Genomic DNA, 25365 nt, shown 5'->3' with positions numbered 1-25365 from the left:
GTGCATTTGAAAATATTTATCTTTGAAGATTCGTCACTTTTCTACCTTAAGCATTACTGTTATTGTTGATTATTCATGATATACTAAAGATTGGAATATCTGATCTTTTATCGTCTAGAAGGAGTGGCTAGATAATGAAGTTATTAGATAAAATAAAACAGCAAAGACAAAAAGCATTCTTAATCGATACCAAAGTACTGTAGATAAAATAAACGACATCGAACAGCATTTCACGATTCTTTCTGATGAAGCGCTATAACAGAAAACCATCGAATTCAAAGAACGGTTAGAAAAAGGGAAGAGTGTTGCGGATCTAACAGTAGAAGCATTTGCTACTGTATGTGAAGCATCTAAATAGATCCTTGGCCTACGCCATTACAATGTCCAGTTAATTGGAGGACTCTTTTTTCTGGAATGAAACATTGCAGAAATGGCCACTGTTGAACAGCTTGCAGTTTCGATTCTGATCCGCAATGGTTCCAAAAAGAATCTCACCATCTCCAGCCTGCCACTTGCGTTATACGATCGTGAAGAAGAGCTGGTAGCAGAAGGATTATTTAAAGTAGATCAATTAGAAGTAAAAAACAATACAAGTAACCCGCGGAATTTTATTTTCCCAACTTACTTATTGAAGAAAGATATAGCTGACATAGATTTAAGTCAGTGGACAGTGAAAGTGGTTGAAAAAACAGGATAATATATGAAGAATTTTGGCTTGGCTATGGTTGAGCGGAGCTTTTCCATATTTATTTGCCAGAATAATTTCTGAGAGCAATATAAAAGTAGGTGTTGCATAACAAAGAAAAATGCGGATCAGCTCATACACAATGCCAATATCCGGATAGCCGGCTATTAATCTAGTATGAGTAATACTATGAAGCAATACAATACTCAAACAAGCAAACACACGAATTAAATTCCACTCTTTGACCATATCAGTTGCTCCTATTCTATTGATATGTAATTTTAAGATAACAGCTATATTTTGTACGATTATCTTCATTTGTCAAATCCATTTTTTACTACCGAATCAAAAAAAGAGCTCCCTTCACCTAGAAGAAAGCTCTTTTCTGTCATTATTCCCTGATATAGGTGCCGGATACCCAGCCAAATCCTTCTTTATAAATGATCTTGTACCAACCATTTTCTTTGACAAATTTGCCGGACTGATCAACTACACCTGTTACAAATTGACCTGCTTTCAACTGGCCAAGGACGCTCCCTTTCGTAGAAGAGGAACTTCTGACGTTCAATGCTGTTATGCCGTCGACTACTCTCAACTGTTGTTTGAATTTCAAATAATCGCCGCTCACCCAGCCGATATCACTACCTGCAACAACCTTATACCAGCCACCGTTTGATCCCATGATTTCTACTTGCTCACCATTGGATAACATTCGTACTTTCGAAAAGCTGGTCGATGGACCTGAGCGTAAATTCAAGTTAGCTGTTGTTTCCGCCAGCGAACCTTTTGAAGCTGTATTGACATAGTATTGGTCTGCTCCGGAAGGCTTACTCGTACTTCCCGGCTGGTTTTTATAAATTGGTACATCAAATTTTAAAATATAGGTTTCCAGCATATCGTAAATTTGCTGAATCCGGGATGTTTGTGATAATGCCCAGCTTACATGTGTAGCATATTGCGGATATCCCGGACTTTCCGGATTCCAGCGCATTTTATACAATGTATCCTGTCCATCGTTAATCCAGTCATCAGCAATGAATTCTGCTCCACCGATAACCGCTGCTTCCGGTGTGAACCAGCCTTCATCATAGGCATGCTGTGAGCCACAACTAACTGCACAGCCATCATATGCTTCGATCCCATACATGTTGTACGTCTTTTTACCATTAACAGTAACACCAGACGCAAGAGTTGATGTTCCATTTGCTGTTTCATGTAAAGCATGGGCAATTAAATACACTTCATTAACATTATATTTTTCCCCTGCTTCGATAAATGCTTCTGCTGTTCCTTCTAACGATCCTTTTCCTTTAAGTACTTTTGCATTGATTTCATCTGCATCGAGATTAGCAGGTTCAGATAAAATCAGGAATTGCAAATACTCTTGGGATTGACGATCGAAGTTATTGGAATTAGCGTAGTAGGAGACAAGCTCTCTACTTGCAATAAAACGACCAGCACCATCCACTTTAGGTGTTTTCGTCATTTGGATATCAAGCATATCCTGGTAATCTATTGAATAATTGGTTTCTGCAAACTGACGCTTATTCTCCACGGCAGTATAATAGATATAACCAATACGTCCACCATACTCTATCTCATACCAGTTCCCCACCATTCTAATATATGGATATAACTCATCTTTTGGAAGATAGGCAAAAGGAATAAGCTCGCCTGTTGAGTTATCGTAGACTGGTGTGGATTGCGACAGAATTAGTTTGTCTTTATTATAGGACGGATTACCTGCTAATTTAGGTGGCTTTGAACTTGGTTTAGTATCGAATTTCCATACAAAAGCATATTTATCACCGTATTGGATTCGATGCCAGTTTCCATAGTCACCTGTGCGTTCCAGTACAGCACCTTCAGGGAGTTTTCCAACCGCTTTAAGACTGCCAGAGCTATTATCATAGACCGTCAAGTTATCCTTCAATACTTCGAAATATTTATCTGAGTCATTAAAAGCCCGATATGTGGCAGGTGCATATACATAACCTTTACGACCGCCATAATCAATAACTATCCAATTACCGGTATGACTAACATAGTTAAATTCTTTGCCTTGCTCGATATAACCAAATGGAACAAGTGAGCCTGAAGTATTATCATAGATTGTCAATCGATCAAATGCGATTCGCTTATCTGACTTGTAACCAGAAGGACTGTACCAATTCTTCTCTGCTGATCGCTCTGCAGGTTTCGTCGTTTCTTTCAATACATATCTTCTTTCCCCTGCAACAAGAATCACGAGCCAGTTTCCTAGTACCCGTTCCAATTTGTATACTTCACCTTGTCTTAGCACACCTGTTTTGACCAGACTACCGGAACTGTTATCATAAACAGATTGATAATCTACCAGTACTTCAAAATACTCCGTATCATCTGTAAAGCCTTTCGCCATGGCAGGTACGTAGATATAACCCATACGCCCTCCAATTTCTATTCTAGCCCAGTTTCCTTGCTGATCAATGTAGCGAAATGATTCATTCTTATAAATCTGTGCGAAGGCTACCAGAGAACCACTGCTGTTATCATAAACCGTTAAATTCTCAAGTGCTCTTGCTTCTTTGCTATGATCTTTGCTGCTTGTCCAATTCTTCTCTGCGCTCTTATCAGCAGGTTTAGTAGCAGGCTTATACACATAGCCCATTTTTTCTCCGAACTGTACCTCATGCCAATTTCCAACAGTTCTAATTAATTTAAACACATCGCCTTCCATTAACTTTCCAATCGGAACCAATTTACCTGTACTATTATCATAAACGGTTAAATTTGGCTCCGTTACTTCAAAGTATTGATCGGAGCTAGTAAATGCGCGTGTAGTGGTAATGCTTGCAGAGGTGATTGATTTTTTAATTTGCTGTTTATCAATTGATTCTTTCGTGACTTCCTCTTCTGGTTCTTCTTCTGGTTCTTCCTTGTTCTTTTCTGCTTCATTCTCTGTTGCATCAGCATTTTCTTGGTCATTTATATTTGGTTGATCGTCTGAAGAGTCTGATTCCTGATCAGACTGCTCATCTGTTTGATCATTGGTTGATGATTGGTCGGATTCCAAGTTCGATTGGTTGTCGTCTGTTTGATCTGAGGAGGATTCCTCTGGTTGAACAGCACTAGCTGATATGTAGAATGATGCATGACCAATTTCTACTTCGACATAATCTTCTGTTTCTGTAACAACATGAAAAATAGCGGATTGATCTATTATTCCAACTTCTTCTTTGAGATTTTCACCCAAGTAAAGTACCGTATCCGCAGGGATTTCTGCTTGTTCGGTCTCTTCCTCTGCAACTTCTTCCTGTATGGAGTCTTCAAATGGCAGATACGCTTCCAGTTCCTGCTGTGATAGTTCTATACTCTGCTCTCCCCATTTCAGAAGATAGGTACCCTCTTCTCCTTGTTCTAAATAAACGGTTGCACCATCATGTAGTTCTCCTAACGTTTTGTCATCTTTTTGTATGACAAATGGCTGGGTTATATTCCACTCGTAAAAGTTTGATTGACTCTCTCCACTGGCAGACAGTGAAATTGGCCCATACGTTGGTAACATGACGAAAACCATGGATACGACAAGGAGTTTCGACATAAATTGTTTCATAAAAGTAATTCGATCCTCCCTCTTCTGTAATAAAACTATGATTCTATTACATTTTATTACAAATATCGTAATTTTTCGAGTGCTTTTTGCAAATATTGAAAGAATTTTGTAATACAGTACAAAGGACCTATAAAGAAATTAGATTGAAACAATTTTTTAACAAAATTTAATGGACATTTATATTAGATGTGAGATATACTCTTTATGATTGTCTTTCAAGAATGATTAAAAGGAGAAGCAATTATGTCAAAAGTTTTAAATAACGACAAATTTTTTCAATTATTAACTTTATTTATTATTTTGCAACCAATTCTTGATATTTTGACCAATGCTATGTTGCAATTTACCAATAGTAGTATCACCATTGGAATTCTCATTCGGATGCTATTTATGGGAATAGCGTTATTCTTTATCTTTTTTGGTTCACAACATCCTTACAAGAAGCAAGTCAGCATTTACTTAGCATTGCTGCTGCTTGTTTTAGGTATTGGATTTATCAATAATTATTTCCAAAAGCCTGTATTTAACTTATTTATAGAAGTACAGTGGTTGACGAAAGTGATTTATTTCTCCGTCATGATCTGTTCAATTTATCTATTGTTCCAAAACAAAAAAAACGTTGACTTTATCAAAACACGTTTATTGAATTACATTATTTATGCACTTGTTATCATAGGGGTGTCTATTCTGATCGCTATCATAACAAATACGTCAGTCGATTCGTATGAATGGGTGAAAGCTGGATTTAAAGGATGGTTCTACTCTGCCAATGAATTAAGTGCGTTATTAGCGATTGGCTTTCCTTTATCTATTTTATTCGCTATTCGAAAAACGAAGTCCTGGTACAGTTTTTGGGTATGGATACCAGCTTTACTGGTAGCGTTGATTGGTGCATTGATCGGAACAAAAGTTGGGCTGTTCGCTGTTTATATTACATGTATCTTCATCAGTCTGTTTATTGCGATCCATTATATCGTTGCTAGTATAAAAAAGACAAACGACCGTAAAATATTACTGCCTACGTTCGTATACAGTATTGCGTTGTTAGCTGTTATATTGATTGTTAGTCCTTTCACTCCTGGTTATCAGAATTTATCGGTAGAACTACCTGAGCCGGATCAGGAGGATATTGATAAAGGGTTTGAAGATGTGCCGGGACAAGGCGGAAATGGCGAATCATCCGGAGAATCAGAAGACGAAATTATTGAAGGCGAAGATACTCGCGTCACGTTTGAGATCAATTCTCCTATCGTTAACAAGATATTAAGTTCGAGACATATTTATTTCACTTGGCAGCTTAATCAAATGATCCGTGCTGATGTATCACAGAAAATATTAGGTATGGGCTATGCCGGTAACTATATTAACAATAGAAAAACGATTGAGATGGATTTCTTCGATATCTTCTTCTCATTCGGAGTGATTGGTTTCATATTAGTGATGTTACCATTGTTTATGTTAATCGGTATTGTGCTTAAGAAACTTTTTACTAATTTCAAACAAATTTTCCATGTAGAAAACATCAGTTTAATTATTTCGATATTGTTAGGTTTGGGTATTGCATTAATTGCCGGTCACGTCTGGGTGGCACCTGCAGTTAACCTTTATCTGGCACTGTCGATGGTTCTGCTGTATATCAATTTGAAAACAAACGAATAATGCCCCTTAGAAGCCTGGAAAAGATCGATCTTTTCCAGGTTTTTTTATATGTAAAAGTTGTTGCAGAAGCAAGCATACTCATTAATAAGTGTGTGATCTTGTAATATTGATTATGTTAAGTAAAACTGTATATCAACGTGCTAATTTTGATAGATTTTATCTGCTTAGCCAAAGATCCGAAAATTTGCTCCGCATCCTGTGGGGGCGGCCTCAACTTCCTCGGCACAAGGCAAGTAGCAATGAAGAAGTTCAAGTTGTAGCCTAGCTTCAGCCGTGGCCCAGAGAATGCGGAGTAGTTGGCCGGAGCGGTAGCACATAAACAATTTCAAAATTACCATTAAGCTACTTTACATAATCAGTTTATGGGTAACTATATATACCTAAGTTAGTGTGGAACGCAGAAGAAACACTTTATAATAAGCGGGTTTATCTCTACTAGACTCTAGTAATTTTATCCTATCTATTATACAATGATAGAAGGCAAAAAATGGGGAGGATACGTTTATGAAATGGAAACTAGCATTATCTCTGACAGCTGTTCTTTTTATGATCACACCGTTACATAACGAAGCTGCAACCGAAGATATCATGGACATTAAAGAAATGATAACGGAGGTCTCTATGGAAGAGGATATTCCGCCTGAAATCCTTAAAGCCATTGCATATAATGAAAATGCTTTCCAGCAATTTGATGAAAATGGAGAGCCTTATATTTCAGATGATGGCGGAATTGGTGTCATGCAAGTAACACCTGAAAAAACAGACGTGCCCGTTGATATTAACAGACTTAAAACAGATACAGAATATAATATTCGGATGGGTGCAAAGATTCTCAATGCAAAGTGGGATTTAAATTATTTGCCGATCATTAACAATCATTCGAAAGATGTGTTAGAAAATTGGTATTTTGCGATTACTGCATATAACGGACTTTCGAAACAGAATGATCCTAACCTGCATCCTGACAGTGCTTATGCAGAAGAAATCTACAGCTACATTAGTTCGCGGTCGCTTTTAGAAAAAGATGGAGACTACTTTGACTTCCCTACCTTCGAATTTAATTATGAAGACAATAGTTCTATTATGCACTTTCCTGTAGGAGTAGACTATCAAACTACTAAATCTACCATGACACGCCAAAGTCATGAAATCGGTGACCTGGTATATATCGATGGAAAAGATGGAGGAGCTAACCGCTACGATGAGTTATATGGTACCTCTACTCGTGTAGCTGCTAATACAACATGGACAATCGAAAGTAAACCAATCGAAGCGGAAGGATCCAGAAATGATCCAGCCTCGAATCACTATGTTTATTACAAGGTATCTAACGGCAATGTGGAAGGCTATATCGCTTCCTCCTATCTCGTGCCGCTTCTTTTTAACGATATTACACCTGGCACGGACGAAGCAGAGTCCATTCAACAACTGGTAACAAAAGGTATTATTAATGGCTACACACTTGATGATGGTACAAAAGAATTCCGTCCAGCTAAAACGTTGTCCCGTTCCCAAGCTGCAGAATTACTTAAAAGATCCCTTGATTTAAGTATTCCTAATAATGTCGAGACGATTCTTAACAACTATAACGATGTTGATGCAAATCATTACTATGCCGAAGCCATTGCTGCAACTTATGAAGCTGGCATCTTGCAGGGTGCACCTGCTGATAATGGACGAGTTTTCAACGATGATGAGCCATTAAGCCGTTCCCAAATGGCATCGATCCTGGTACGGGCATTTAACCTTGAAGATACCAAAGAAAATACTGGCGTGAACCTGGATAACGTTTCAGGCTCTCATAAAGAGAGTGTAAAGATCCTTGCTCAGCACGGACTTACCACGCAATTAGACGATTTCCGTCCAGCAGAAAGCGTTTCTCGCGGTCAGTTTGCTACCTTCTTGTATCGTGCATTACAATTAGGAAACAATTAATTATTGGTTATACGAAAGAAAAGCCGAGCGATCCGTCGCCCGGCTTTTTTGTACTTAAAATGAATCCACATCGCCGTTTGTTACATACCAGGAATGCGTTGTACTGCTGTCGATTGCCAATTCTTTGATATCTCTCACAACCATTGGCATTGGATTATCTTTGTGTAGAAACTTATGATTTTTTAACGATTGATAAAGAGCACTTGGCTCCAGAGCCCACGCCTGGATTGCCGCAGTTCCTTTCATTCGATCGACTGCGGCAGCTATCAGATTCTGCACTACTTCTCTATCTTGCCAATCGTGGACATCCATATCAATGATCATCCCTTGATTGGATTGCTCGATCACTCTGTACACGATGTACCCTTTTAATTGATTGTCCTCGACATGTGCCAGTATTTTATAATCACGAAAAGGATGATTCAGATAGCGCCAATTCAAATAATTCATACCCCGCTTTAGTTTAACGGGATATTGGTCTTTATTGTCTAATTGTAATTGATCAAAGCGAGCATCACATTTTTTTATTTCTTCTATTGATGAAGGTTGATAATCCGTCTTTTTCATTTGAACAGCTTGAAACAATTTGTCAATAAATGTGAAAGCTTTTAAAAATGGTTTATTACGGCTTAATAACTCAACCGGCTTTTGCAGAAGCAGTAAGCGAGGAACATCGGTGAGATGAACTGCACCTGTGTAACGAATAAACAATTCCTTCGCTTTTTCGGCTGGATAACCATATAGAATAGCGATATCTTTATCTTCAGCGACTTCTAATAACTCATCTAACAATTTACGATAGATTCCTTTACCACGGGCATCAGGGTCTACCATCGTATCAACACGTAATCCAACATTATGTATTTCGCCATTAATAAACGCATCATTCACCCATAATGCCACATGTCCCAAAATCTGATCATCTTCTTCATATACCAATACTAATGGATTACGCGGATTTGGATTCTCGTAATATTTCCATTCGTACTCTTCGTCTGACATCCTGTTGTGAAATACTTTTTCAAATAGATCTAATATTTTATTTTTGTCTTGTTTTGTTGCACTTCTTATCATTTGTTTCACCTTCTTATCTCATTCATTCTAATATACCATAGGTGTGTTGATATGCTTCCCTTTCACCTATTTTATTTACCATCATAAACCATCTTCGCCCTGCCAGGCAAATTACTTCATAGCTGTATTTTTTACAGTTCCCTATATTTCCAAATAATTTTTACCAAAAAATAATGTAATGACTGGCTAAATGTTATATAATGTACTAATGTTCTCAAACTAGTAAAGCAAAGGAAGATAAAAACTATGCAAAAAAGAATAGATTCTATTTATTTTTTACGATTATTTGCTATGTTGCTGGTCGTGTTGGTCCATGCAACCGGAACATACTATAGCACGTTACCGATGGATGGAGAGGCTTTTGCAAAGTATCATTTTTTCAATCGGTTTATCAGGATCGAAGCAGGCATTTTTATTATGTTAACTGCATTAGTATTCTTTTATAATTTTTCGAACAAAAATCTTTCTGTTTCTCTATTTATTGATTATCTTAAAAAGCGTGTACTCTATATCCTGGTACCTTATATCGTCTGGGCCGTTTTTTATGAGTTTTATGCTCGGCTTACGATCCACAGAGAACTAAGTATCATGGATATTCTCAGCAGGATACTTCAAGGCGATTCCTATTACCAGTTGCACTTTATTTTCTTGATTGTCCAGTTTTATTTGGTGTTTCCTATTTTTATCACGCTGGCAAAAAAACTCAGCTTCTTCCGGAAATATATGTGGCTGATCGGAATCATTGTGGAAATTCTATACTACTATTTAAATGACAAATATGACTTGGTTTCTTTCAACCTCTTTCTAAATATGCTTGGTCCCTACTTTATGGGCGCCTGGATAGGCATGCATTATCAGGCCATCAAAAGCAACATTCATAAGAGATTACCAACTATCCTGTTCGGTATAGTCTTTGTTGTTGCCGGTTCTGCTCTAGCACTGCTGCATTACTATGTATATACGGTGCAATCCTTTTATCTTAAAGGAATCTATTATAAACTGATAGAAACAACGTTTCTGGTAGGGGGAAGTTACTTCTTCTTCAGAGTGGCAGAATTATTACTGAAGATCAGTTCTGCTAGTGTGATGAATATCACTCGGAATATTGCTCTTTATTCGTTCGGATTCTATTTACTTCATCCCTTCGTGCTAAAAGAGGTTGCCAGATTCATACCGGTTCATAATAACTATCTATTTCATATTGAAGTTCTCGGACGCTATGTGTTCACCGTGATATTCTGTTATTTTATCATTTACTTTATACACCGTTTCTTTCCATTTGCAGGATTGCTGTTTGGTAAGCTCCCGAAAAAGGCTGCTCGACTACCGCTGCTGAATCAGCGTAAGTCTGCGAGTTAATAGCTTGATTAGAAAAACTCGCATTCGTCTCGTCTTTAAGCGAGTGGGTAGTTTTTCTTATACTTCGTACATTGTGAATTTTTTCCTGAACTACTTCATCACTAAAATTTTCTTAATGTGTAAAAAAAGCGAGCATCATTCGCCTGTCCAATAAATCAAATAATTAAGTTAGGTGAGTTTGATCGTTCATCACGTTTCTCGCTTTCCTCACTTTTGATCGAGTGACTTCTGTTTTTATTCATAAAATATTTATTTGATAATCATTGCTACAAAGTACGATAAAGGAATCACGGAGAGTTCGCCAATCGATGATGCGCCCAAGTGGACACGGCCGTTCATATCAAAGAACGGTACAAAGCCTCAAGCTTGTATGCTTTCTTACTTTATAAAAAAAAGACACAAAAACCATGACTGCTGTCACAGTTTTTGTGTCTTTTATTTCTTTCCGGAAAATACTTTTAACAGAAACTTCGGTAATGCTAGTTGTCTCTTAATTCGCCACGGTTCGATTAATAGGCGGTAAAGCCATTCCAGTCCGAATTTAATAAAGATTTTTGGTGCTCGCTTGATATTACCTGCGATAACATCAAAGGAACCACCAACACCTTGAAACACCGATACATTCAGGCGTTGTTTGTTGGCTTTTATCCATTCTTCCTGTTTTGGACTTCCTAATGCAACAAACAGAATATCTGGATTCGCTGCATTGATCGTCTCAATAATCTTTTCTTCGTCTTTCTCATAGCCATTGATCGTACCAGCTATATTGATTTTCGGATGGTCCAATTGGATTTGAGCGGCTGCCTTATCTGCTACACCAGGCTTACCGCCATATAAGAAAATCTTCTTTTCGCGCTTCTCTGCTTCTGCTACAAGTGTCTGCATTAAGTCTATGCCTGTAATACGATCACGTACAGAACCTTTTTGCAGGCGTGATGCAATCAGAATGCCGATACCATCCGGGATCTGATAATCAGCCGCATTAATGAGATCTTTTAATTCTGGATCTTCTGCTGCTTTCATGATTTTTTCAGGGTTTACAGCAACAATAAATGCCTGATCACTTGTTCCCATCAAGTTAAATAATTTGTCTGTTATGGATGAATATGTTTCCTTCGATACTTGTACACCTAATATTGTTTCCTTATTCATTACTACCTCACCTGTTTTTCGTATCGCCTAAGCGAGCATAATCGAAACCTGCTTGACGCCATTTGTTTTCGTCAATTAAGTTCTTTGTATCAAAAATAACAGACTGGTTCATTAGTGCTATTAATGTCTCAGGCTCATACGTATTAAATAATTGATGATCCGTTAAGATGACAATCATGTCCATGTCTTCTGCCAATTCGTTAATCGACAACACTTGATGAGGTACTCGAATATCCTTGATATATGGGTCAAATACTTTGTAATCTAAGCCCTCTTTGTTTAAATGTTCCATGACAGTTAAACTAGGACTTTCTCTCATGTCATCTACATTTCCTTTAAAGGACAATCCAAATAAGCCGATTTTAGGCTGAATAATCTGATTCTCTTCTGCAATTTCTTTGATTCTTTTTACAGTGTAAGCTGGCATATTATCATTTGTTTCACGAGCTAATGAAATAATCTTAGACTCTTCCGGCTCTAATTCCACAAGGAACCATGGATCCACTGCAATACAATGACCGCCTACACCAGGACCTGGCTGGTGAATATTTACACGTGGATGGAAATTAGCTAAGCGGATTGCTTCCCATGCATTAATACCGATATTAGTCGAGATTTTAGCCAGTTCGTTCGCAAAGGCAATGTTTACATCACGATAGGTATTCTCCATTACTTTTACCATTTCTGCAGTTGTAGCATCCGTTAAATGGATTTCCCCTTTCACGAATGCTTTATATAATTCTTTTGTTTTTTCGGCTGATGCCGGATTCATTCCACCTACAATGCGATCATTTTCTTCTAGTTCCTGGAATATCTTACCTGGAATAACGCGCTCTGGTGAATGGGAAATATAAATATCGTTATCTAAATCTAATTCTGTTTTACGTAAAACAGGCAGCATAATATCTTCTACTGTACGTGGTGGCACAGTCGATTCAAGGACGACAAGATTACCTTTTTCAACAAATGGTAAAATGGCTTCTGTTGCAGCACGCACATAATCCAAATTAGCCGTCTTCTCTTCTGTAATTGGAGATGGAACCGCAATAATAAATGCATCCGCCTTAATTGGAGAAGTAGATACGGTAAAATTACCCTCGTCCATTACTTCCTCCAATGCTTCTTGTAAACCTGGTTCTTCAATATGCAAAGCTTTTCTTTGTAATGTATCCACCACATCTTGATTTACGTCGACCCCATGAACTTTGTAGCCATGTTTCGCAAACATAACTGATGTTGGCAAGCCAATATAACCTAATCCTATAACACATAACTGTTTCAATGAAGTAACTCCCTTTCTTGTGCTTTATTTCTATTTATCCGTCTCACTTGGTATGTTCCAAATTAGTCTGGCGAATAAAGCAATGATAAATAAATATATGATAATTAGAACTATTTTAAATGGTGTCGTTGCAAAGGCTATAACCATTGAAAATATACCGAAGCTGATCGCAAAACCATAGATAATGAATACCGTCTGTTTCTGCGTCCACCCCTGCTCTATTAATCGATAATGTAAATGTTTTCGATCACGATGAAAAATATTCTGATTGTTCGAAAGTCTTTTTAGAATGACAAAAAGCGTATCAAAAATAGGAATTGTCAAGATGATAACAGGTATGATAAAGCTAAAGAAAGTCACTTGTTTGAACAAACCTAACAAAGGTATTGTGGCCATCATATAGCCTAAGAAAAGTGACCCCGTATCACCCATAAATATTTTGGCAGGGTGAAGGTTAAAGATTAAAAATCCAGCTATAGCACCTATTAAAATCATACAAATAATAACGAGGTCTAATTGAAGATCAAATACTGCCATCATCATCATTACGGTCAAGCCGATCATTGTCACTCCGGCTGCAAGGCCATCCAATCCGTCGATAAGATTAATCGCATTAATCATACCAATAATCCAGACGAAAGTTACGACATAACCGAATATACCTAAATCAACAAGTCCAAAAATAGGCATGGCAAGCTTGGAAATTTCCATTTCACCGAATACAATCAGACACACTGTAATTGCTATTTGAAAAAAAAGTTTGACAATCGCACGTAATGTGAATTTATCATCTAAAATTCCAACTAACGTAATGAACACCGCTCCTGTTAGCCATACATTTATATCTTTCCAATTCAAAGGTGAAATTATGACTGTTAACAAAAAAGATGAAAATATCGCTAAACCACCAATACGAGGGATTGGTCGATCATGAATTTTTCCGTCCTTTGGAAGATCGATTATATGAAAGTAAATCGCTAACTTCTTCACTGGAATATAGAGAACACAACTTATAAGAAAGGCCAATACTCCATAAACTATAGACTGCATTGTTCATCCCTGCTTTACAATAACATTAGCAGTAGTTTTCGAAAGAACAATGCATTTTATGCAATGAACGGAATTGTTGTACTTAATTTTTGCCTCTAGAACAAAACACTTCCTGTAAAGTACAAGAAGTGCTTGTAAAGCTATTTCTTACGGTTTGTAGCAACCAAATTTAACAAAGGTCGATAGTTATGACTGACCAAGCCCGTTATTTCAACTATTAATTCAATCAGTACTAATAATAATACGAGCATGAACGCTGATCCCCATACAGTAGCCTTTGTGAAAAGAACCGCTGCAGCACCAAACAATGCACTTAATGCGTAAATAGCAACCACTGTCTGGCGGTGAGAAAAGCCTAAATTAATTAAGCAATGATGTAAATGATCTTTATCAGGTGCCGATAATGGTTTCTTCTTAATAAATCTTCTGATAATCGCAAAAGTTGTATCAAGAATTGGAACACCTAAGATTACAATCGGAATAATTAACGAGAAAAATGTAATGTTCTTATACAACCCGATGATGGAAAGCACACTAATCATATAGCCTAAGAACATCGATCCGGTGTCACCCATAAATATCTTTGCCGGATTAAAGTTAAACCATAGAAATCCTAACGTACTTCCTAACAATAATAATGCCATTACAGCAATATACAAATTCCCCATAGTAAAGGACATACTAACAATTGTTAATAAAGCAATGGATGATACACCAGCTGCTAGTCCGTCTAAACCATCAATTAAGTTAATGGCATTGGTAATTGCCACAATCCAAATGATAGTGATTGGAACTGCTAAAAATCCAAATTCTATCTTATCGGTAAATGGTAATACAATAAAATTAATTTGCATGCCTCCGACTACCGTAATACTAGCAGCCACGATTTGTCCGATAAATTTGATTTTTGCTGATAATTCGTATAAATCATCCAGAACCCCAAGTATGACAATCATCGTTCCACCGATTAACAGTGGCCACGAATCTATGCCGACAGGTTGAAAGATTAGATAACCTAACAGAAAGCTAACATATATTGCTAACCCACCTAGTCTAGGCATTAATTTCTGGTGAACTTTTCTTGCATTTGGCTTATCAACTGCACCTATTTTAATTGCTAACTTTTTCACTAATGGTGTTAAGATCAAGGCAAAAGTCAAACACAATATAAAAGGCAAGATATAATTCATGTCCATCCCCCTATTGATGTCTACTAAATTAATAGACGAACATCAAACTCTATAAGTTACAAAAATATATTCATATTGTTCAAGATTTTTTCAATACAATGTTGCCTTGGATAATTATAAAGAAATTCGTTTTAATTTGCAATGAAAAATGTGTTTCAATTTAGTTAACTATTTATTACTTCCCATAAACGCCTCGTCATAAAACTTCTTTTTCTCTTTTTGATTTTGATATATCGCCCACAACAAAGTATCGGTACGGTTGATTTGTTTAAAAAGATCCGGGTATTGTGACTTATATTGTTTTAATACTTCTTTCTGCTGGACAAGCTGCTCTTTGGATAACTCAATAAATACTTCAACAGCATCTGTCTGTTCCGCAACTAAATTGGTTTTCCATTGATTCAATGAGATAAACCCGTCAAATGCAATAGCTTGTGACTGGAACGTATCGATCGCCTGCTTCTTGTCAGCGAAAGTCTCGCTTATATCCACCACACAGTTAATATAAGATGGCGGGATCGCACAGTTGATTTCATAAAGGCGGATATCAAACTGACAGTCTTCCAGTTTCGGAATGACATTTGCTAATAGAATGGCTGTTTCCGTATGATCCGGGTGAGCATCTACAAACAATGTGCAATACACAAGATCAGGATTGACATCTTTTATGATTTGTATAAGTTTAGATTGTGCATGATCAGTGGAACGGACATTTCCATCTGGTAATCCCATGTAGATAATGTCTTTTATCCCCAATAATTTTTTGACTTCCTGCATTTCCTGAATTCTTTTTTTGGTCAGCGCTTCTTTTGATAAAGAACTCACACTATTGGACCCATCTGTAATTAATGCTACATGTACATCAGCACCTTCGCTGGCGTGTTTCTTTATGGTACCGCCAAGCCCTATTGTTTCGTCATCCATATGTGGCGCTAACACTAACACATTCTTTGCTACATTGGCAGTGGATAAGCTTTTCTTGTCATTGTAATAGTTGTTTAACGCATATTTCGTAATTGGATAGTTAATGGGTTTTGCTATTCGCAACATGAGTTCTTTACTATTCATTAAGATGACTCCCTTTTTTTACTCACGATTTCTTTAAAAACTTTTTTAATATAATCTGCATAGACTGAATCTTACATAACCAGGCTGTAAGTGTATAAACAGCAGCACCTGCAATTGCAATGACCACAATAATCAGCAGGTTCTGGTCAAAAGGCAAGATTGGTTTGATTAACAGAACCACTGCACTCATTACTGCTACAGCGAATGTCGTCTTCAGAAATTCTACTGTCATACTTCTTAAAGACAAACCACCGACCTGCTTTAAGAAAATCAGGAACGTTCCTAACGCATATAACAGACCGTTTACCGATGCTGCTAATGGAATTCCTAAATAACCAAGCCAATGTGTGAAAATAGCATTCAGTGCAAAAGTCAGCAAGATCGAGCTTCCACTGATAAACAGAATAACGTGCCCTTTCTTGAGAGAGTAAAAGCCTTTATTGATAACTTGGTTTAAGCTAAAGAATAATACAGATCCAAAGTAATAATACGCAACATAAGATGTTTGCATGGTTGCACTTTCTGAGAAGGCTCCGCGTTGATACAACAGTGCGATAATATTTGGCATCAATAACATCATGCCAATAGTAGCTGGCAGTAAAACAAAGTACATCGTCGTTAAACCTTGTTCAATCCCTCTCTTGAACAGTGCACGATTATCGGTTGAAATGGCTTTCGACAGAATCGGGAAGATGATAGTCCCTATCGTCACCCCAAACAAGGCTTGCGGCATGTGTACAAGGTTCTTGGCGTAATTAATATACGTAATGGCACCTTCACTGAACTTACTGGCATAAATGGTACCAATCATCAGATTGATCTGCCCTACCGCAACTGTAAGCCCTACTGGTATAAATACAGGGTAAAATGATTTTAACTCTGCTTTATTTAATTTACCAAATAAAGAGACAATATGTTGTTTTCTAATAATTATTTTCTTTAATATCAGGGAAATAACTGTACCAGCTACATACCCGATTGCAATGGAATAAGCGCCAATCTCTTCAGCAAATAAAAAAGCCGATAAAATCGATGTCAGGATCACAATTACTTGTGAAAATACAGAGAGACTAAACTTACTCTTCGCGTCAAATAACGCTTCTAACACGGCATTCATCCCTGTGAAAAATACCGCAGCGAATAAAATCATGGTAGAATAAACAGCGATATCCAATGCTTCGGGAGAGAAGTCCGGATAAAGTAATGGAACATAGACCGGAGCAAGACCCGCTCCCAGTAATGCTACAATTAGGCTTATCCATCCATTGCCTCTGTAGATATCTTTAAGATGACTGCTGGCATTCCCTTCTTGAAGAGCATCTGTGTATGACGGTACGAACGCATTCTTCATACCTGTTGTCATAAATAATATAAACATATTTGGTATAATGAAGGCAGCTAGATATGCATCTGCTACATAACTATCTCCAAAATAAAATGCAATGACCATGTCTCTGATGAGTCCAGAGACTTTTAATAATAATGAGATAACAATAAACCATAAACTGGCTAAACCTAACTTTGATTTCAAAAAACAAGACCTCACTTCATTAATAAGCATATGTCTAAGATGAATCCATATTCTATCATATCATAGACATAATCCAAAACTTATTTTATCATTTTTTTTTTAGATTTACTATACGAATTGATAATATGGAATTACATTTTTTTATTTTTTTTGCTATACTCGTTATTTGGGTAAAATAACAATAATACATTTAATTGTAATTAAGGAGGACTTCCATTGGAAATTGCAATATTGATCCCTTGCTATAATGAAGAGCAAACAATCGGAGAAGTCATAAAAGATTTTAAGAAAGAATTGCCTGGTGCAACTATTTACGTATACGACAATAACTCTGCAGATAATACATCGAAAGTAGCAGAGGAACACGGTGCAATTGTAAAAAAAGAATGGCGCCAAGGTAAAGGTAATGTGGTACGTTCCATGTTCAGAGAAATTGATGCAGATTGCTACGTGATGGTGGATGGTGACCAGACATATCCAGCTTCATTTGTACATCAACTGATCGATCCAATTAAAGACGGTTACGCGAACATGGTCATTGGTGACCGATTATCTAACGGTACGTATACCGAAGAAAACAAACGCCCGTTCCATAATTTTGGTAACACGCTGGTAAAAGGATTAATCAATTTTCTTTACAAAAGTGAATTGAATGACATTATGACAGGCTATCGTGCTTTTGACAGACTTTTTGTTAAATCAATGCCTGTTATGAGTCCAGGATTCGAAATCGAAACAGAGATGTCTATTCATGCTTTAGACAAACGTTTAGCAATAAAAGAGATCGCGATTGATTATCGAGATCGACCAGAGGGCAGTGAGTCCAAACTGAACACATTAAGTGACGGATTTAAGGTGCTTAACAAAATCTTTACCTTGTTTAAAGAATATAAGCCGATGCTATTCTTTGCGATTTGGGCTTTACTCTTCATGATATTAGGACTAGCCAGTGGTATTCCGGTTATTACCGAATTTGCTGTTACTGGTGAAGTGGATAAAATCCCATCCGCTATTCTCGCAGTAGGGCTTGTCTTACTATCTGTCGTGTCGCTTACTTGCGGTTTGATTCTTGATACTGTCGCAACCAGCCATAAAAAACAATTCGAATTGGAATTAAACAAGATTTCCAATGAGGGAAAATATGAATAAAATCATTTATTTCTTATTATTAATTGGTATTACGCTGTTTGCATCTGTCACTATGTTAAACTGGTTTGATCCGATTAAAGAGATGTCGGTCTTATCGATCACTGCTACCGGTATCTTTTTTCTTACTGTATATGCCGTACTATTCTATGAGACTATTACTTACAGGGAAAAGTTCGTAAAACATATTTATACGAAAGGTAATATGATTTTCATGATCCTTTTGACTTTAGTTGTTTTATTCAGCACCTTCTCTATTGGACATTTTAAATCGATGAGTTTGATTGTTCAGCTTGTTACATTGATTGGTGCTTGTGTCGCTGTCTTTAGTACGGTTCTCAGTATTACTGCTGTTATGATGAGAAAATCATTCGTCTTGCAACAGCAGTATGTATCTAAATGGATGATTCTTATCTATTCGATCCTCCCTATTATCGGCTGGAGCATTTATCTATTAGCGAATTTCCCTGGAGAAATGTCTCCTGACTCTTTCGCTCACTGGCGCCAAATTCATACGTTTGAATTTAATAACTGGCATCCGGTTGTCTATACGTGGCTGATGATCATACTGACAAAAATCTGGTATTCACCGGCTGTTGTAGGTCTTGCTCAAATCATCATTCTGAGCTTGATCTTCGGCTATGGCCTTTACCAATTTCAAAAGGCTGGCATACACCGGATCCTGATCTATATCTGTAATCTATTTATCGCGTGTTTTCCCGTTTACGGGGCATTTTCGATCGTACTATGGAAGGACATTCTCTATAGTGCCATTCTCTTATTGCTGACGATCTTAATGTTTGCCGTCTATTCCTCACGCGGTCAATGGCTTCGCAAGAACATGCACTTACTGTTATTAGGTTTTACCGGTTTAGCATTGATGTTAATGAGAAGCAATGGCATTCCTATTTATTTCGCGTTAACTATTGTGATGATTGTTATGTTTTTACCTTATTGGAAGCAACTGCTCATCACGCTTGTGGCTGTAATAGCCAGCTATATGATCATTACTGGACCGTTGTTCACCGCTTTTCAAGTCGATAATAAGGATCCGAACGAAGCTTTGGGAATTCCTACACAACAATTTGCAAGAGTAGTTGTTGAAAATGGAGACCTCTCTGAAGAAGAGGAACAATATATCTATCAAATGATGCCAGAGGATAAGTGGCATCAATATTACGATCCCTATATTACCGATCCAATTAAATTCTCAGGGGATTATAACAGTGATGTGGTCTTTGATGACGTGGGCTACTATGCAAAAACATGGGCAAGCGTCTCGCTAAAAAACCCTGTCATTGTGACAGAAGCCTTTTTAAAGCAGACCTCTTTGGTATGGCAAATGAATGAGCCTTCTGATGGGTATACTAACCTCAATCCAGGTGGTATCTATCACGCAAACACATTTAATATCGAACAAGAGCCTGTAAGTAACTGGCTACATGACAAAATGGAAAGAATGCTGAATATTACGGAAATCCATTTTAAAACATTAATTTGGCGCCCGGCAACCTATATGTTCTTCCTGTTATTAATGGGATATATTGCTGCACGCAAAACAAGCTGGAGAGCTTGGCTTGTAACAGTACCAGTTATCTTGAATATCGGGACCGTTACAGCTGGTATTCCGGCACAGGATTTCCGATATTTATTAGCGAACAGTTTTGCCATTGCCTTTCTATTTCTTTGTGCATTACTGACTGACAGAAAGCAAAAGGAGCGAAGAGCATGACAAGGATGAAAGAATCTTATCACCATAACAAATATGGCATACTCTTAATGGTTGTTGCTGCGCTTCTTACCGCTTTTGGTCAATTACAATGGAAAATATCTGATGCTGATATTAATTTATGGTTAATTGGCGGATTTGTTTGTTATTTCCTTGGAGCTGTTTTTATGATTCTGGCTTACCGATTTGGCAGTTTATCCGTGTTGCACCCTTTCTTAAGTACTGGCTATATATTTGCCGTTGTCTTTGGAAGTGTCTTTCTCGACGAAATACTTGAAGGAAAAAATCTGCTTGGCGTTGTTTGTATTATAGCAGGTGCGATATTGATAGGAGGTGGTGACGATTAGTTTACCTATCTTCCTATTACTTCTCGTATTCACCGCTATGGGGTCAATTGGCAGTTTTTATTTTAAAAGGATGAGTAACAGTGATATAGGATTCAACAAATCATTTGTTACTAACTTTATTGTAGGTTGTTTCTTTTATGGCAGTGGTGCTATTTTGAACATTATCGCATTAAAGTTTACAGATTATACGATCTTATTCCCTTTGACTTCTATTACGTATATTTGGACATTTATTCTGTCCGCTATGTTTCTGAAGGAAAAAATCACTACCAAAAAAATAATCGGTTTAGTATGTATTATGGGCGGCGCGTTTTTGTTAGTTTCATAATAGTGATGAGAGGACTGGGCATTGAACGCCCGGTCTTTTTTTATAGTTGAAGGAATGCTGCGAAGTAAGAAAGATTTAGTGAGAGTTTAGCAATGAGTTCTTTTTGAAATAATTCTTGTGCTAGGATACCGCTCCGGCCAATCACTCCGCGTCCTAGAGGGCATATTTCCGGAGCTATGCTTAGCACATTAGAAATGTCAAATCACCAAATTGAAATAAGTGTTTTTCTTACATTATATTGGATTGTTTTAAGGAGTTTATACATACCACATAAAAAGCCGAGCATACCATGGATGTTATAAAATCATCCATGTTGCTCGGCTATTGTTCCAGACTATGCTTATTCTTTTTGTCTAGCGATTGCCGGCTTCTTGTGCCAGATAGATCCCTACTGTTTTATTCTTATTCCAAATTGATCCCCATCGATATAAAGGTACCGGTTCCTGGTACGTGTATGGTGATATTTCGATGGTTAGACTTGGCGTTTGATGCTCTTGAATAACCCAGTCTTTATAACCGCCACCACTAGGGTTGGTGGTTGCAGCAACCAAGCTGTAGCCAGTGATATTAGAAACTTTTTGTGCTAACGCCTTATCTCTCGCTTTCGTACTAAATGGGTTATTAAAATACCAATAAATAATTTGCCCTGACGAGTGATAAGCAACTGTTGTCTTGAAATCTCTTTCGTTCGTAAAGTCATATAACGCCATTACTTCTGGCTCTGTAAGTGGAGCCGCTCCTTTATAAAAGGCTGGTCCCGGGCTGGAGGCAGCATTTTGGATATACTTCCATCTCGCAGGATACTGGCGATTCAAATCTATTCCTCTTATATTCGCTTTCCAGGAAGAGAAATCTTTACTGTAATTATTTAATCGCAATACTTGATTTGGATTTTTGGCACTTGTATAACCTTTCTGTACCAACGTAACACCATCCGGATTTACCATCGGCACAAACCAGATCGATACCTCATCCAAAATCTCTTTGACTTTATATCCATTAAAAGTACCATTTACAGCATATGCTCTTGCATACTGATCTATCATTTCCATAACCACATTGGTTGTCATGTGTTCGCGGGCGTGATGCGACCCATTGATAAATATTTCTTTATCACCATTCCCCACTTTGATGGCATACAGGTTTCTGCCATCGACAGAATTTCCTATAATTGTTTTTTGAGTATGGTCAGGATATAAGTCAACAATTTCATTTAAATCTTTTTGCATCTGTTCATACGTATAGGTAGTTTGCGGATTGACAACATCCTTCGTTAACAGTTTCAATGATGGTTTATAAATATATCCTTCTCGCCCAGCATAATTAACGGTAGCCCAATTACCTTTCGTATTTAATACTGGAATTTTTTCACCAGAAGTTATGGTACCCATTGCCTCCAGTGAACCTGAAGAGTTATCATAAACCGATACTGTTTCTTTCGTTTGATATATCGCTTGTACAGAAGTATCAGAAATTGGATTCGGGATATCTCCAGCACTCGCAGGAGAAGTTGCTTTCTTCCATACAAAAGCATGCTGATCACCAATTTTTATTTGATGCCAATTTCCATAATCGGCCAGGCGTTCATATGATTCACCTTCCTGCAATTCACCATAAAACTGCAGCGAGCCATTCCGACGAATCATGGCACTGACATTATCCTGATCAGTTGTGAAATATTTCGTATTCTTCGTGAATAATGCTTCAACACCTGCGTAGTAAATAAATCCTGTTCGATTGGCAAAATTGATTTGATACCAATTACCTTTTCTCGAAATATATCGTATTTCTTTCGCCTCATCAATTTCCCCAATTTGAATTAATTTTCCTGTGCTATTATCAAACACTGGTACATCTTCTGTCGTTTTTAATTTCAATTGACCTGTAGCACTTGTTGTTTTTAATGGTTTTTCACTTGTTTTCCAAACAGCCGCTTTCCACACATACCCTGTAAGGTTACCTATTTTTACTTTTATCCAGTTTGGTTCTTCATCAATTGTTTGATAAAGCTGACCTTCTTCCAGTGAAGCAAACGGTATCTTACCTGGTAAATTTACTGGTACATCTTGTTTTGGAATGATATAATCCAGTTGATTAATATTACTTTCAATAACTGCGCTATGATAGATATATGCATATCGTCCAAGATAATTTATCTTGTACCAATTACCTGATTTCCTAACATAAGTAAATGATTCGTCTGCTTCATAAGTACCAATATCAACTAACCCGTTTCTGCTATTATCGTAAATCGTTCCTTCAGTAATCGTAGTTAATGTCTGATTACCTGAGATTGCGGCCGGGTTATGTAAAGATGTGTCTGGATCAACCGGATCAGTTGCTTCCTGCCATAGATAATAAATCTTGCTTCCTATTTTGACACGCAACCAGTTCCCTACATCTTGATAATATTGATATATTTCACCCTGTATTAATGTGGATACTTTGATCAATTCTCCATTTTCTTTTTTGTAAAGAGAGACATTATCTTGATTGGTTTCAAACAGTTTCGTATTAGAAAAAGTAAGTTTTGCTGATATTGCCTTCACATTCACTTCTTTGTCTTCTGTATCTTCTACTTTTGAACTGTCAGACTCTGTTTCTTTATCCGTATCTTCTTTATTATTGGATTCTTTTTCTGTATCCTCATCACTTGAATTGGATTTATCGGACTCTTCTTGTGGGGTTTTTTCTTCTTCATCTTCGTTAGGTTGAGGCTTTTCACGATCGTCCGTCTCGTCTGTATTTAATTGTGGTGGACCTGTTTCTGTTGATTCTTCATTCGATGAAGTATCTTCTTTGGTCTGAGGTTTCACAATCGATATCTTCGGATCTGCTTCAGTGACTGGCTTTACGTCAGAAAGATTGATCGGCTCTTTCTCTGAATCTATGATAGTTTCAAATTTAATCGATTGCAGGTCATAGGTACGTTCGTCAAATACCAATTGCTGTTTCTCATTAAGTGACAGTAATGCCCCTTTCTCTACTTTTACATAGGAAGACTCATTAATCATGAACTGGACCGGTTCTTTCAGTTCTACCATAGTCGATTTGTTCTCTGCGAAAACAGAAATCGATGAAAACTGAGCCAAAATAATGGTCGATATCATCATGAAAATGCTCATTATTTTTAAAAACTTCAATATTCCTACTCCTTTCTTAATGCTACATATCTATCTTACTATTTACTAGCATGACAGAAAAGACATAATTTGAAGCTGAGAGAATAAAGCAGAATGAAAACACACTAAGTTTGGCATAGTTCGAAGATCAATTCTTTAGCTTGAAGCAGTTCAGAAGGATATTCAATAGTAGCATAATTGGAGCGTGATCACTGTATACCGAGCATATTGCAGAAGCATTGGATGCACACACACCATATGTCAAATCACGTCGATATCGTTTGCTTACATAATTTGTATTAAAATAAAACTACCTTTGCTTTTCAGAAGTTAATATAATATGTTAATTGTTATGCTACTTGCTATGCTGATTTTTTAAACGAGTAGGTAATTGTAATATTATGTTAAAATAAACAGAGATTTTTATCACATGAGTAGGAATGTGTACATAAAAATAGTTTTACAAAGGGAGTAAAATAGGAATGGGGGATTGCACCTCAAACTTGGACTTCTTTCCCATTTTAAATACAACAGTTGAAATAGAAACCTTTATGTCCATGGTCCTTTCTAATGTTTGGAGAATAGGAATACATACAAAGGCAAGGATGATTGCTTTAACAGAAGGAAATGTTACAAATAAAAATTATTTATCTTCCTAGTCTCAAACACATATAGAAATAACATGACATGTATCTCGAATAAGTTAACCATACTTTAAAACATTATAACGACTAACACCAACTTTCTCTGCAATATAAGAAACAGGAACTTTTTGATTTAACAAATCCACCATTCAATGATATTTGGCTCTATTATTAGATCTATCTAGTCAATAATATTTCTTTGCACCTTAGAAAGCACTCAGTTGCAATTTTCTTTTTTAAAAGACAACTATTAAATTGCAATACATAGCAGCTTAATATTACGCTTTTATGAAGGGATAAGTCATTTTGACTCTATTTTACCGTTTTCCATGAATCGAGGCTAAATAAATTTATTATGTAAGAATTCGAATTCCGGTGATGAAAATTCGAATTCTGAAAAAACGGATTTCATCCATCCCACAATTAAGAAATATCGTTAAAATATGGCGATCGATAAAGTCCTTCTATA

17 protein-coding genes are annotated in these 25365 nt (G+C 37.0%); 8 read left to right on the top strand and 9 right to left on the bottom strand.

The genetic code is table 11. The features are described from left to right. Positions 1-430 precede the first annotated feature (430 nt). The gene (locus tag MUN88_RS09635) at positions 431-697 is read left to right on the top strand and encodes an SLAP domain-containing protein (protein ID WP_244723775.1); all 267 of its coding nucleotides are present in this window, start codon (positions 431-433) and stop codon (positions 695-697) included. Positions 698-1076: 379 nt separating this feature from the next. On the opposite strand, the gene MUN88_RS09630 is transcribed toward MUN88_RS09635, so the two are convergent. Beyond that, positions 1077-4280, bottom strand: coding sequence for an SH3 domain-containing protein (locus tag MUN88_RS09630; RefSeq protein ID WP_244723773.1), 3204 nt, complete (start codon positions 4278-4280; stop codon positions 1077-1079). Positions 4281-4523: 243 nt separating this feature from the next. Between MUN88_RS09630 and MUN88_RS09625 the strand changes: the two genes are divergently transcribed. Continuing rightward, positions 4524-5939 (top strand): O-antigen ligase family protein, encoded by a 1416-nt coding sequence (locus MUN88_RS09625; protein ID WP_244723770.1) that lies wholly within the window; start codon positions 4524-4526, stop codon positions 5937-5939. Positions 5940-6443: 504 nt separating this feature from the next. Further along, complete coding sequence (locus MUN88_RS09620; RefSeq protein ID WP_244723767.1) at positions 6444-7874, top strand: S-layer homology domain-containing protein; 1431 nt, start codon at positions 6444-6446, stop codon at positions 7872-7874. 54 nt (positions 7875-7928) lie between these two features. Here MUN88_RS09620 and MUN88_RS09615 read toward each other — a convergent pair whose 3' ends face one another. Continuing rightward, positions 7929-8948 (bottom strand): GNAT family N-acetyltransferase, encoded by a 1020-nt coding sequence (locus tag MUN88_RS09615; RefSeq protein ID WP_244723764.1) that lies wholly within the window; start codon positions 8946-8948, stop codon positions 7929-7931. 246 nt (positions 8949-9194) lie between these two features. Between MUN88_RS09615 and MUN88_RS09610 the strand changes: the two genes are divergently transcribed. Then, the gene (locus MUN88_RS09610) at positions 9195-10307 is read left to right on the top strand and encodes an acyltransferase (protein ID WP_244723761.1); all 1113 of its coding nucleotides are present in this window, start codon (positions 9195-9197) and stop codon (positions 10305-10307) included. Positions 10308-10742: 435 nt separating this feature from the next. On the opposite strand, the gene MUN88_RS09605 is transcribed toward MUN88_RS09610, so the two are convergent. The 6 genes from MUN88_RS09605 to murJ form a co-directional block, all read right to left on the bottom strand. After that, a complete protein-coding gene (locus MUN88_RS09605; protein ID WP_244723758.1) occupies positions 10743-11459 on the bottom strand; it encodes a WecB/TagA/CpsF family glycosyltransferase in 717 nt (238 codons plus the stop codon). A gap of 7 nt (positions 11460-11466) precedes the next feature. After that, entirely contained in the window at positions 11467-12687 is a 1221-nt protein-coding gene (locus MUN88_RS09600) for a nucleotide sugar dehydrogenase (protein ID WP_244724439.1), read from the bottom strand. Positions 12688-12771: 84 nt separating this feature from the next. Beyond that, positions 12772-13791, bottom strand: coding sequence for a glycosyltransferase family 4 protein (locus tag MUN88_RS09595; RefSeq protein WP_244723755.1), 1020 nt, complete (start codon positions 13789-13791; stop codon positions 12772-12774). A gap of 140 nt (positions 13792-13931) precedes the next feature. Continuing rightward, positions 13932-14981, bottom strand: a complete 1050-nt coding sequence (locus tag MUN88_RS09590; protein WP_244723752.1) for a glycosyltransferase family 4 protein — start codon at positions 14979-14981, stop codon at positions 13932-13934. A 168-nt stretch (positions 14982-15149) separates the two neighbouring features. Further along, the gene (locus MUN88_RS09585) at positions 15150-16049 is read right to left on the bottom strand and encodes a PIG-L deacetylase family protein (RefSeq protein ID WP_244723750.1); all 900 of its coding nucleotides are present in this window, start codon (positions 16047-16049) and stop codon (positions 15150-15152) included. A gap of 22 nt (positions 16050-16071) precedes the next feature. After that, positions 16072-17580 (bottom strand): murein biosynthesis integral membrane protein MurJ, encoded by a 1509-nt coding sequence (gene murJ, locus MUN88_RS09580; RefSeq protein ID WP_244723748.1) that lies wholly within the window; start codon positions 17578-17580, stop codon positions 16072-16074. A 216-nt stretch (positions 17581-17796) separates the two neighbouring features. Between murJ and MUN88_RS09575 the strand changes: the two genes are divergently transcribed. From MUN88_RS09575 to MUN88_RS09560, 4 genes are read left to right on the top strand one after another with little or no spacing between them, the layout of a single operon-like run. Further along, entirely contained in the window at positions 17797-18729 is a 933-nt protein-coding gene (locus MUN88_RS09575; protein WP_244723746.1) for a glycosyltransferase family 2 protein, read from the top strand. After that, complete coding sequence (locus MUN88_RS09570) at positions 18722-20458, top strand: DUF6020 family protein (RefSeq protein ID WP_244723744.1); 1737 nt, start codon at positions 18722-18724, stop codon at positions 20456-20458. Before MUN88_RS09575 ends, MUN88_RS09570 begins: the two co-directional genes overlap by 8 nt. Next, on the top strand, positions 20455-20802 hold the full coding sequence (locus tag MUN88_RS09565) for an EamA family transporter (RefSeq protein WP_244723742.1): 348 nt from the start codon (positions 20455-20457) through the stop codon (positions 20800-20802). Before MUN88_RS09570 ends, MUN88_RS09565 begins: the two co-directional genes overlap by 4 nt. Beyond that, on the top strand, positions 20792-21130 hold the full coding sequence (locus MUN88_RS09560; protein WP_244723740.1) for an EamA family transporter: 339 nt from the start codon (positions 20792-20794) through the stop codon (positions 21128-21130). The genes MUN88_RS09565 and MUN88_RS09560 overlap by 11 nt, the downstream gene beginning before the upstream one ends. 353 nt (positions 21131-21483) lie before the next feature. Here MUN88_RS09560 and MUN88_RS09555 read toward each other — a convergent pair whose 3' ends face one another. Further along, a complete protein-coding gene (locus tag MUN88_RS09555) occupies positions 21484-24273 on the bottom strand; it encodes a M14 family metallocarboxypeptidase (RefSeq protein WP_244723738.1) in 2790 nt (929 codons plus the stop codon). Between the last annotated feature and the right edge of the window lie 1092 nt (positions 24274-25365).

The organism is Gracilibacillus caseinilyticus (assembly GCF_022919115.1).
Classification (GTDB): domain Bacteria; phylum Bacillota; class Bacilli; order Bacillales; family Amphibacillaceae; genus Gracilibacillus; species Gracilibacillus caseinilyticus.
The sequence above is the reverse complement of the archived record's forward strand: the minus strand, read 5'-3'. Positions and strand labels throughout refer to the sequence as shown.